The sequence below is a fragment of the Anaerocolumna sp. MB42-C2 genome (genome assembly GCF_030913705.1).
Lineage (GTDB): Bacteria > Bacillota > Clostridia > Lachnospirales > Lachnospiraceae > Anaerocolumna.
The window spans coordinates 4,675,421-4,688,070 of the sequence record NZ_CP133190.1 but is presented as its reverse complement, the minus strand read 5'-3'; the positions used below and the strand labels follow the sequence as shown (position 1 = coordinate 4,688,070).

The window sequence follows — 12,650 nt, the reverse complement described above, 5'->3', positions numbered from 1 at the left end:
GCATAAGATAAAACTGGGTTATGTCAAACAAATCATTTACGCTATTTATAATTGGGGTTATTCAGTATATTGTTCAGTAATTTTCCCTTTTCGGAATCCAGAGGCATCTCGAAAGGAATGATTATGGTTGAAACCGTATACGACTCATCAAAGGGAAGTATAGTAAGTCCATATTCATCACCGTAAATCAGTTTTATTCTTTCATTCACATTACGGATACCAAGAGAAATATGCTTTCCTTTACCATTCGGAATACTGCCTGTCTTTCCCTCAAGAATTTCTTTTACCCTATCCACATCCTCATTGCTCATCCTCTTACCGGAATTAATAACTTGTAGTATGACATTCCCGTTTTCCTTATATACTTTTAATTTAATGGTTCCGGATTTTACTGCCTCTATTCCGTGAACCACAGCGTTTTCCAGAATAGGCTGAAGAATTAACTGAGGCACCGGAAGCTGTAAAAGTGTCTGGTCTACTTCCTTCTCAACCCGAAGCCTTTGTCCGAACCGCATGGATATTATATAAAAGTAAGCATCAGCACATCTTAATTCTTCTGCAAGATTTATCAGCCTTTTATTGGAACGGTCCATACTGTAATCCAGTAAGGTACCCAATGCTTCAATCATTTTTGATACGGCTGCGTCCCCTGCCATCCTTGCCTGCCAATTCATCATTTCCAGCGTATTATTAAGAAAGTGGGGGTTTATCTGGGATTGCAGTGCAATAATTTTGGCTTCCTTTCTGGCTAACTTTTCATTATAAGCGTAGTCAAATAAATACTTTACTTCACTGGACATTCGGTTAAAGGAATCCGAAAGGTAAGCAAATTCTGCATTGGGCATGGGCTCTCCCTCAATCTGCATACCGATCTTGCCTTGTTCCATCTCTTTGGAGGCTTCAATCATACGTCCCATAGGGGCAGTAATATGTCTGGCTATAAAATATAACATATAGATAAATACCGGAATTATTATGAGAAAAATAAGAATCATGATATAACTTAATGCAATCAGCTCGGAATAAATCGTGTTTTTATTAGCAATTAAAACAGCACCCAGATGGTAGTCATCAAACTTCTGCTGATATATCAAAGCAGTATATATACTATCCTCTACCTTATCCATTTTACGATTTTTATGTTTCGAATACTTTTGTTCTAATTTCTTTAAAATGGGCGCAATCATTTCATTTTCAGATTTTTTATCATAAAGAACCATGGAATCCGTATCATTAATAAAAAACCCAAATCCATAATCTTTATTTAAAGAAATACCCTCAAATAATTTACCTGTATTTAATTCCACTACCAGAGTACCGAATTTAGTATAATTTGTTGTGGTATATAGATTCCGGATAATATAGATTTTCCCGTTAATGATTTTTATATGGGCATCGGAAGTATCCTCAGCCGTAATTTTATTCGCTTCCTCCTTTACTTCTTCCTTATATGTATTGATGTAACCGGTTGGTTTTCTTGAGGTATAATAGAGCCGGTCCGGATAATCGGACAGATAAAAAACAGATATGATAAATCGGTTATCATTATAATATTTACTTTTTAAATTACCGATAACCACTCTGTAAAATTCTGCGTCGGAAATATCTCCGGCTTTCAACCGTTTCCAGGCTTTTTCAATTATCAATTCATAGGATGTTTTCTTGGATATGATAATTGCTTCATCTACCTTTTGAGAATGAAATGTAGTAAAGTTTTTCAGACTTTCTTCCATCAAGGTCTCGGTTTTATCCATAATACTTTTCCGGTAATACAGGCTCATAAATAAGAACAATATTAAAACAGGTACAATCCAGCAGATCACTACTAAAAATAAGAGTCTTCTTCGTAGAGATACGGGTTTTTTTAACAGATTACCGCTATGTATTAGATTGCTTTTACTAAATAACATTCTTAAGTTACCTCCCAAAATCAATAATAGAGTATTTTGAATTATTATAAAACTTTTGCATCTGCTCCAAAATGACAGAGACCATTATATAAGAAATATAAGAGATGGGCTATCCAATAGAACAGCCCATCGTTACGTCCTCGTATTATACTTATTACAATCTTTTAAATTCCTCTCTTATTATATCAGGAACATAAAACTTGTTTCGTTCTTGTTACTCGAATCGGAATTTCAAGCAAGCTTGCAATGTCCGAAAGTACTACGCTTTCATTATATCATGTTTTAGTAATATCTTCCACAGATGAACTTTAATTTCCAACACTGATTTTACTTTCATTACAAAACATTAATTTTAGTTCTGAATTAATTTACCTTTTTTTAAGGTAAGGTAATCCGAACTTGCACTGAGAAGGTATATGAAATACTCACCGTCATCCTGTGCTTTTAAAATGTAGGAATCCGTTAAATCATTATAGCTTTCCCCCTGATACATTATGCCATCTTTTACATAACCGATAATCAAAGTTTGTTGTTCTACTACTTTAGACTTGTATTTTTCAAAGTTATACTCTATTGTATCTCCTTTTTTTAAATGAAAGCCGGCTCCGTCTTCTTTCGTCAATATACTGGCTGAATTATTAACTAACATAATCTCTGGGGAAGAATATGCTTTCTTATTTATCTTATTCGTTATTATTTCGACAATAGAAGATGGAGAGAGATCATCCGGCCGTATCTCTTTAATTATCCTGTTATCTGGTATCTTATCCTGTCCCTTCGCAAGTTTATCAAAGTCAATGACTTCTCCATTAGAATTTTTATAAGTACCGTTACTATATACGATATAATTTTTATCAGTAATTTCCGTACCAATTAAATTTCTGTTAGTATCATTAACTATAGCAGAATGAGTTAAGATAAAATTAATTGCAGCCTTTGCTGTAATAGGCAGGATAGATATCAATAGCACGAGACATATCATATCTAAACTTAGCTTATACCAGAATATTCTTTTATTTATTTTCTTCCTGAGTCTCCATTTTAACTTAAATTTGGAGGCTTTTACCCTGTCCCGTTTATCCCAGATCAAATCTTCAATAAGATTTTCATCTAATTCCTGAAGCACATCAGATATTAAAATCTTCATAATTATACCCCTTTCGATCTAATAATTCTTTTAGTTTTTTTCTGCCTCTTGAAAGCTTTGACTTTATCGTAGATTCCTTTAGGTTAGTTTCTTCTGCAATGATACGGATTGGTTTTTGGTAATAGTAATATTTTAAAAAGCAAACACGTTCTTCCTTACTTAACATATTGATTGCTTCAAGTAAGATTTCTTTTATTTCGCTTTTTATAATACTTTCCGTAAAATCATTGCTAACAATTAGAATTTCATCATCAAGTAAAATCGTATTATATTTAGACAGGGATCTTAGTTTATTTTTTGATTTATTCCGTGCAATCGCTCCAATATATGGTTTAAGACTTGGATACATATCCGGATCAATGGAATCAGCATGGTTCCAAATAGCCAGAAAGACATCCATAATAATCTCTTCTTTATCCTCCTGCGGTAAAGATTTACCAATAATATTACCAACTATATAGGAAACATAAGAATGGTATCGGTTAATACATCTATTTAAAGCATTTTCATCCCGTTCTTTCAAACCATGAATTAATTTCAAGTCATCCTCTTGTTTATGAAACATATTCCACCCCTTTCCTTAATTATCTGTTTATCGCGATTGATTAATCTGAATATATTCATAATACTATACACAATTCAGATGTACATGGTTTCTTTTTAGAAACTTTTATATATTTAAATTGATAACTTCCAAGTGAAAAAGGCTGTCTTCCATCTAAAATGAAAGCAGCCTTACTAAGGAATATAATTACTTATTTTGTTATATAACTCTTTTATTTTTATTTATTATTCAATACCAATTCTTTTTGTCCTAATGTTTTTTTATTATTCAAATCTAAAAAATCTTCATATATTTCACAAAGCTTAATGGCATCCTCTGACTCCGGCATCTCACAGAAGATGCGAAGAAGCGGTTCGGTACCGGAAAAACGGGCTATAATCCAACCGCCGTTTTTAAAATATATTTTACAGCCATCCAAATATGAAATTTTATCCACCTCAAAGGGTAAATCCGGTAAGCTTTTATCCACAAGGAGGGTTGTAAAGATTTCTTCTTTTTTCTCCTGATTAAATTTATAATCTCTTTCCTCCATATAGATAGCTCCGTTCTCCTCTTCTATTTCACGGATAATCTGTGATAAATTCTTTCCCGTAATGGCTATCATCTCGATTAAGAGAGCGGCCGCATAGATGCCGTCTTTCCCGTTTATGTGGCCTCTGACGGTTAATCCCCCGGAAGATTCCCCACCGATAATGGCATTGGTCTCCTGCATTTTAGCAGAGATATATTTAAATCCTACCGGGACCTCATAACACTTCTCTCCAAAACTTTCTGCCACTTTATCAAGCATGTGGGTGGTTGCAATGTTTCTTACCACTGCTCCATGCCAGCCTTTATACTTAACCAGATAATAATATAATACAACCAGTAAATCGTTGGGATGTAAGAATCTACCCGTGTCATCAATAACACCGATACGGTCCGCATCTCCATCCGTTGCGATACCGATATCCATATTATGATCCACTACATAATTCTTAAGACTTTTTAAGGTCTGGGCAGACGGGGAGGGCAGCTTTCCTCCAAATAATGTATCATGCCTGTCATGTATGGTGTTTACTTCACATCTGGCTGTTAACAGTATGGTTTTTAAAGAAGTTTCGCTTACTCCGTACATAGGATCTAAGGCGATTCGTAACCCTCTGTTCTTAATTGCCTGCATATCAATAGCATTTATAATGTTATCCAGATATTCATTCAGAGGATTAATCTCTATGATTAACTGGGCTTCCACCGCTTTCTCATATTCCATTCCCTGAACTTCTTCCTCTTTCACATCCATGATATAATTCTCAATATCTTTGGTCTGGATTTCATCCGCATCCCGGCCTCCATAGGTAAATACTTTGATTCCGTTATAAATAGCCGGATTATGGCTGGCTGTAATCATCATTCCGTAATGTAGTTTTTGTTTCATAACATAATACATGATTAATGGTGTCGGTGAGGAACGGTTTATTAAATAAGCTGTAATTCCCTCCGCGGCAAATATCTCTCCCGCCCATCTCATGGCTTCCTTGGATAGAAATCTTCTGTCATATCCGATAACAATGCCGTTATCCGTGACGCCCTCATTTATCATTTTTACAGCCAGGGCTTTTGATAGTGTTTGTATGTTTGATTTAGTAAAATCTTCTCCTATTATCGCTCTCCAGCCGCCTGTACCAAACTTTATCATCTTGCAGCCTCCTTAATTGTATATTCCCGTCTATTATAATTAAAATAATCGCATTTCATAAAATAAATCCTCCTATATCAAGATACCCTTATTATAAACACATAGTATAGAAAAGGGTATTGCTGGCAGTGCGAATATTTGTATATAATTGTCCAGAATATTACTATCCTCACAGGATTTCACAGGCGACAACGCGACGTGTTTTTTGTGAGTGTATTGTCACAGAGAACCGGAGAATTGCAGCCAGGAACGCTTTCTTCTCGTTTTGTGTGCATCGCGAAGTCTGTTATTGTTCACGTAACTGCTGCTTTTTGCAGGGGAGTCTGTTCATACCACTTTGCCTGGGCAGTAAACATTTCATAATATAGGCTGTGTTTTGCCATTAATGTCTCATGATTTCCAACTTCCGCAATTTGTCCGTGATCCATAACAACAATCCTATCTGCAATACGTGCACTTCCAAGCCGGTGTGTTACCAAGATCGCTGTAATCCCTCTGGACACTTCCGAAAATTTCTTATATATATTTGTCTCCTCGATTGGATCTATAGCCGCTGTAGGTTCATCCAATACAATAAAGTCATTTACACGGTTAAGGCCTCTTCCTATTGCCACCCTCTGCCATTGACCGCCTGATAAATCAACACCGTCAAATTCTCTTGACAGCATCGTATCCAACCCTTGTGGGAAAACAACTGAATCAACAGAAACATCCGCTTTTTTCAAGATATTAATAATCTGGTCATCTGTTTTTCTGTTTTCAATATCACTAATAGAAATATTTTCCCGCAATGTCATCTGATATTTCTGATAATTTTGAAATACACCTGATACTCCTTTAAACATTGCTTTCCGGGATATATTCTTAGTATCTTTACCGGAAATCAAAACCTGGCCTTGAGAGGGAGTATAAATACCTGTCAGTAACTTTACTAACGTTGATTTTCCGGCACCGTTTTGACCGACTATTGCAACTGTTTCACCGTAATTAATTTTTAAATTAAGATTACTAACCGCCATTGTATCCATACCCGGATAGGTAAAAAAAACATTATTTAATTCAATTTCACCCTTTCGGTCAACGACCTCATCCTCGCCATCAACCTCCGGCATATTTAAAAATTTTAATAAATTATTAATGGAACCGCTGTTTTGCCCTATGGAACCTGCCGCACCAATCAGACCTCCGACCATCTCCTGTATCTTAGCTATTGCAGTAAATATAGCCGCAAAAGTCCCGGCGGTTATACTTCCATCCAATAACGCATTGACGAAAAGATAAAGAACTGCCAAGTATCCGATTAACCCAATCAACTTACCGCACAAATCCATAAAACATGCTCTTTTAATCACTTTCAGACTCTTTGCATTCAGCAGAATCAAAGTCTCCTTATATAATTTTTTAAAATACAAAACTGCTCCAAGTATTCTTGTTTCTTTAAAATATTCTTTAGAACAAATACACTGCTCATAATAATTAAATGATCTCCTTACCGGAGCGATCTCATCTTCCAACCGTGCAAACATACCTGTTTGCAGCATTTTAGTCACCATAAACGGAAGCATTGATATTAACATGGAAATAACGAGAATCGGCTTTATGGATAAAAGCCAAAAGCTCATAAATAATATGTAAGGAACGAAAAAAGTTAATACCATAATGAATGAAAATACCATATTGAAAATATTGTTGATACCCTGCTCTGATTTATTAATATCATTAAGAATTTCAGCATTCTCATATTCTATAGGCCTTATTCTGGCAACTTTTAAATGTATTTTCTGCATCATATAACCAATACATTTCTGATTAAAAGGCATATATACAAAACTATGCAGACCATTTACAATTTCCGCAGAAATTACTATGATTCCGTAGATCAATAAAGATAAATAAATGTCCTTGATTGAACCGCCTGTTGTTATAACCGTACTTGCCGTATCATAAAACCGCTGCATAAAAAACACCTTAACTGCCCAGGACAATCCATGCAGGATGGCAATCATAATAAATATTATAAAAAAACCCGGAGCTGACTTATAAATCATGGGCAGTACGGTTTTTAGCATCTGAAAGACATCAACTTTCTTTTTCTTTCCTCTCATTGATACCATCCTCTCTGGCTTTCATACATTGTCTGATAAATACCATTTAACCGCATTAATTCTTTATGTGTTCCTTTTTCATAAACATAACCGCCATTAATCACATAAATATAATCAGACAGTTTTATTGAACCCAAACGATGGCTGAAGAAAATCGTTGTTTTTCCTTCACATAATTGGGCGAATTCTTCATATAAATTACTTTCTGCAATGGGATCTAAAGCCGCAGTAGGTTCGTCTAATATCCTGATTGGAGCATTGCTCACAAAAGCACGGGCTAAAGCAATTCTCTGCCATTCTCCTCCGGAAATATCCTTACCCTCTTCCTTGATCTTACCTAAAATAGAATCCACTCCCGATGGCAATGCATCAATGACCTGTTCCAGTTTTAATGATTTTATTGCTTTCTTTATACTTTCTTCATCCTGGTTTAGCACATTTCCTAAGGCAATATTATCAAACACAGATATAAAATACTTTGCAAAATCCTGATATACAACTGAAAAAAAAGCTTTTAACTTATTCTTAGTATAGGTTCTAAGTTCTTTGCCATTGATTAGTATCTGTCCCTCATAGTCAGAATACAAACCCGTAAGAAGCTTGGCTATGGTTGTTTTTCCTGCACCGTTAACACCCACAAATGCATAATGTTTTCCTTTTTCAAGCTCCAGATTAATCCCATTTAATATATATCTATCCGTTCCGGGATATTTAAATCGAACATTTATAAATTTTAGACTATCGAATTCCGGTATTTCTCCAGGCAGAGCATCCGCCCCCTCTTCTTCTTCCATCCAGGAAAACCTTGTTAATTCTTTAAGATATTCATTATGAGACGCAACCGAATCAATGCACCTTGTCATTTGCCATGACATAGTATGTACTAAATTAAGTGCCGCATTTATTAATGAAAATAACATACCGATTGTAATTGCTCCTGTAACTGCCGGTTTTACTAATACAGCCGATATGAATATACTGATAAATGCTGTGATTACACTTCCTGTTTTTAATTTAATAAACCATTTTGAACGTGTCTTTAATTCTTTCTTTCTTGCGATTTCATATTGATCGTTCCAGACTCTATTTAATTCATTGTTATATCCAAACAGAGTTCTTTCTTCGATGGCATCACGTTCTGTCATAATCTTAGTCAAATATTTATATTTCCTTTGATATTTGGTTATGTCTTTATTGGCCTCATAAGTAGACTTCCCACTTAAAAATGCCAGATAAAACAATGGAATCGCAACAATAATTATAAACAAGGCTACCCAGGCAACCTCTGCAATCAATATCACTAACAAACCGGTGGTATTAATCACAAGAGAAACCAGCTCCAGCAGATTCGTATATCCTTGTATCATTTTAGTTTCAGCATTATCTGTAACACGTTCAATCAGATCAAGACTTTCCTGATCTTCTATATAACAGAATTTAAGTTTTGCCCTTTTTTCCATAACAGCATTTCTAAAATGCAATCGGAGATCCTGTTCCATACTCTTAGACATCGCTGTCATAATTGGTTCCATAATCCATAAATAGCTTACAAATAAGATAACAAGCCCTAAAAGCTGATATACATGGCTTTTCGTTGCACTTCCATTTAATAAATCAAGCGCACTATCCAAAAAATCGGCATTTACAATAACCTGAAGCGTAGGCAGTATCGCAGCAATAATTGTAAGCAGCAGATAAATACCTGCTAATTTAGGTGAACTTATAAATGTAATTTTAACGGAATGGCAATATGTATATTTTTTATTCCTAATACTGATCTTTCGCATTATATTCTCCAAAACTCTAATATCCGATTTTATATGTAATTTTCTATTCACTTTGCTTCTTTAAATTAACTTAAATTTACAATTTATTTCCATTTTTATTATAACTTTCTATTACAGTTTATGAAATATACTATTTTACTATATTTTATGCACTATTTTAGTGAAATTATATGAGACAACCTGGTTATACAAACTGCGGTTGTATGCTGATTTGTTATGCAGAAAAGATAAGAATAAATAACAGAAAATACAGAATTAGAACGGCAACATAAAGCGTATAACACCAGATTCATTTTTGTAACAGTGATTTAAGGCATCGGATAATGTGGCGCCCATTCGAATTAGGACAAACTCTCCATGTAATACTAAACTTAGCAATAATAAATTAATTCAAGAATATTTAACTAACTATTCAGGATTTGAGTAACATATAATCATTTTATTGTTTTCAATGAATACATACCACTCAAATCCTATTCCGTTTATCACTTATAATATGTTAGGATATTTCTATTTCACACTTACCGTCATGATGCCGCAATGCGGCATCTCAAATAATGGATGAAGAAGTTCAAAATGAGCACCCTCCGTGCTCATTTTGGAGTTCTTCGATAGAATTTTGGTCTTTTCAAAATTCTATTTCACACTTCCCATGGTGACGATAATTTTATTTATTTCTGATTGATTACTAAATTTAATTTCCTTCACTTCTTCTCCGTTTAAGGTGATGGATTTGGCTCCTTTCATAACTCCCTCCGGATTGAGAACGGTGATATCGTATTTTACACCTCTCCATTCTCTGGTGACATGAAATTCTTTCCATTCAGATGGTATGCAGGGGTCAATGATCAGGGTATCAAATCCCGGCTGTATTCCCAATATGTATCTGGTAACTGCAAAATAAGCCCAGCCGCCGGTTCCCGTCATAAAGGGATGTCTTGCCCTGCCAAACCCCGTATGGTCTCTGCCCATAATGAACTGGCAGTAGGAATACGGCTCCGCTTCCCGGATTTCAATCTGATCATTCTGATTATAAGGGCATAAGGCATTATAAAATTTCATTGCCCGATCACCACGTCCTAACATACATTCCGCAACCCAGGCCCAGGGATTGGGATGACTGAAGATTGCACCATTTTCCTTTAATCCGGGATATACTCTGGTTACGAAACCAATATCCTCATCGGGTACCGTATAAGACGGTCCGTTTAACATAATGCCATAAGGGGTATAAAGGTATTTGTCAATACTGTCCATGGCTTTAACACCTTTTTCATAGGGTGCCGCACCGGATAATACTGCCCAGGCATTGGATTCCAAATGGATCTTACCCTCTTTGTCTTCGCTGGTTCCGATTTTCCTGCCGTTTTTCGTAACTCCCCGGATATACCATTCCTTATCCCATAATTCCCTGTCACATACTTCTTTTACTTTCCCTCTCATAGCTGTGTACTTCTTTATATCCTCTGTCTTACCTAAATACTCCGCAACCTCTAAGAAATTACCTAATGCCCAGTAATGCAAAAAGGTTACCAGTGCACTTTCTCCTCCTCCAAGATTCAGGCAGTCATTCCAGTCCGCCCGAAGACCTTTGCAGATTCCGCTTTTTCCTACCTGTTCATAAGAAAAGTCAAGTATTTTCATCATATGCTCATAAACGGTTCCTTTTCCTTTATCCGCATAGGTGAGTTCTTCTGTTAAAAAAGTAAACTCTCCGGTTTCTTTTACATATTCAACAATAGAACTTACCAACCATAGCGCATCGTCGGAGCAGGCATCTTTTATCCCATGTATCATATCCTCTTTATTAGGTGTGGGAATTACTGTTGGAGATTTAAAAGGTTTTACTTCCGTGTCAGGATCAAACCATTCCGGCTGGAACAAATGGAGTCCGTAACCGGTCGATACCAGACCACGCAGAAGTTCAACCAGCCTCTGGCGGCATTTCTCAGGGTTGGAGTGGGGAATGGTCATAGCATCCTGAGCCGTATCCCTATAACCTAACCCGGTTCTTCCTCCAACCTCGATAAAGGAAGCAAAGCGGGAAAACATAATATTAATCTCTGACTGATACAGATTCCAGATATTAATTAAGGTATTCATTCCCTCGTTTGGAGTCTGTATCTGTAATTTATTTAATTTTCTATCCCAAAATAAAGCTAATTGTTTGAAAGCTTCATCCACATTCTTTAGATCCGAATATTTATCACGTATCCCATAACCAGTTTCCCGGTTGCCCTCTCCTAACATAAATACCAGCCTTATTTCTTCCCCCGGTTTTAAAGAAATCTTCTTATGCAGAGAACCGCAGTGATTATTCCCTTTTTCAAAACTGCCGCCGCAGCTGCCTTTTTCCACGGCAATGGGATTGCTTTCCGTACGGTATAAACCTATAAATTTATCCCTGAGACAATCAAAACTGTCCGGTTCAAAATTGGACGTAAAATACTGATATCCAAACTCTTCGTAAAACAAATCATGTTCAATCACACCGTTTTCATAGGAAGAACCGGCAGCATAATTACTCATCTGAAAGTTCCGGTTATCCATATCAATATGGTGGTAGGAAAACTCACAATAGGAAAATACACTTAACTCTCTAGGTTTTGATTCATTATTTTTAATTTTTACATCCCAAAGCTCTACGGTATCCTCTATTGGTATAAATAAGGTCTGCTCTGCTGTAATCCCCTTATATTCACAAGAATATTTAGAATAGGACAATCCATGGCGGCATTCATATTTAGCTTCCTCTAAGGGTTTACCCACCGGCTGCCAGGATATGCTGAAATACTCTCCCGTCTCATCATCCCTTACATAAACATAATGTCCCGGCCGGTCCATTGGTATACTGTTGGCGCGAAAACGTGTTATCCGGTGATATTCCGGTGATTTATAAAACAGATATCCTCCGGCAGTATGATTTATAACGGCACACATATCTTTCACACCTAAGTAATTAGTCCAGGACGTGGGTAAATCCACCCGCTCTATTAGGTATTCTCTCTTTTCATTATCAAAACATCCATATTTCATAGTAACTGCACCCTCCCATATTATGATAACCTAATTATAAGCATTGGTAGCTTTAAAAGGTATTGCTGAGGGTGCGAATATTTGTATATAATTGTCCAGAATCATGGAGAGTACGGAAAGAAAGCAGCAGTTATAGATTATATCTTGCCAGAGAAACTGAAATACTTCAAGTTTCAGAAGATCCTGCTATTTCCCATAACACAACCTCCTTACACACCTCAATTGATTTAAATTCATGTAGAATATGCAGAAATAATGTAGAATACGCAAATAATATTGACTGTTTTTTACAATAATGTATAATTTAAATATATTCAAATAAATTAAAAGATATTATTTTGTAATTCATGGAATTTTCTAAATATTCAAGTTAAAAACTATTTTTTTTTACTATTAATAGAGAGTATACAAAAATCAACATA

7 protein-coding genes are annotated in these 12,650 nt (G+C 35.7%); all 7 read right to left on the bottom strand.

Annotated elements, in window-relative coordinates; all coding sequences use genetic code 11:
- Window positions 1-41 precede the first annotated feature (41 nt).
- Window positions 42-1,910, bottom strand: a complete 1,869-nt coding sequence (locus tag RBU59_RS20900; RefSeq protein ID WP_308144408.1) for a sensor histidine kinase — start codon at window positions 1,908-1,910, stop codon at window positions 42-44.
- Window positions 1,911-2,262: 352 nt separating this feature from the next.
- Complete coding sequence (locus RBU59_RS20895) at window positions 2,263-3,057, bottom strand: hypothetical protein (protein WP_308144407.1); 795 nt, start codon at window positions 3,055-3,057, stop codon at window positions 2,263-2,265.
- Entirely contained in the window at window positions 3,038-3,622 is a 585-nt protein-coding gene (locus tag RBU59_RS20890) for an RNA polymerase sigma factor (RefSeq protein WP_308144406.1), read from the bottom strand. Before RBU59_RS20890 ends, RBU59_RS20895 begins: the two co-directional genes overlap by 20 nt.
- Window positions 3,623-3,839: 217 nt before the next feature.
- Complete coding sequence (locus tag RBU59_RS20885) at window positions 3,840-5,300, bottom strand: phosphoglucomutase/phosphomannomutase family protein (RefSeq protein ID WP_308144405.1); 1,461 nt, start codon at window positions 5,298-5,300, stop codon at window positions 3,840-3,842.
- Window positions 5,301-5,593: 293 nt separating this feature from the next.
- On the bottom strand, window positions 5,594-7,405 hold the full coding sequence (locus tag RBU59_RS20880; protein ID WP_308144404.1) for an ABC transporter ATP-binding protein: 1,812 nt from the start codon (window positions 7,403-7,405) through the stop codon (window positions 5,594-5,596).
- A complete protein-coding gene (locus RBU59_RS20875) occupies window positions 7,402-9,192 on the bottom strand; it encodes an ABC transporter ATP-binding protein (protein ID WP_308144403.1) in 1,791 nt (596 codons plus the stop codon). The genes RBU59_RS20880 and RBU59_RS20875 overlap by 4 nt, the downstream gene beginning before the upstream one ends.
- A 636-nt stretch (window positions 9,193-9,828) precedes the next feature.
- Complete coding sequence (locus tag RBU59_RS20870; RefSeq protein WP_308144402.1) at window positions 9,829-12,228, bottom strand: GH36-type glycosyl hydrolase domain-containing protein; 2,400 nt, start codon at window positions 12,226-12,228, stop codon at window positions 9,829-9,831.
- Window positions 12,229-12,650: the final 422 nt, after the last annotated feature.

Excerpts from the sequence above, each read along its gene's own strand:
- RBU59_RS20900 (WP_308144408.1), bottom strand. The coding sequence starts at position 1,910 with ATGTTATTTAGTAAAAGCAATCTAATACATAGCGGTAATCTGTTAAAA.
- RBU59_RS20895 (WP_308144407.1), bottom strand. The coding sequence starts at position 3,057 with ATGAAGATTTTAATATCTGATGTGCTTCAGGAATTAGATGAAAATCTT.
- RBU59_RS20890 (WP_308144406.1), bottom strand. The coding sequence starts at position 3,622 with ATGTTTCATAAACAAGAGGATGACTTGAAATTAATTCATGGTTTGAAA.
- RBU59_RS20885 (WP_308144405.1), bottom strand. The coding sequence starts at position 5,300 with ATGATAAAGTTTGGTACAGGCGGCTGGAGAGCGATAATAGGAGAAGAT.
- RBU59_RS20880 (WP_308144404.1), bottom strand. The coding sequence starts at position 7,405 with ATGAGAGGAAAGAAAAAGAAAGTTGATGTCTTTCAGATGCTAAAAACC.
- RBU59_RS20875 (WP_308144403.1), bottom strand. The coding sequence starts at position 9,192 with ATGCGAAAGATCAGTATTAGGAATAAAAAATATACATATTGCCATTCC.
- RBU59_RS20870 (WP_308144402.1), bottom strand. The coding sequence starts at position 12,228 with ATGAAATATGGATGTTTTGATAATGAAAAGAGAGAATACCTAATAGAG.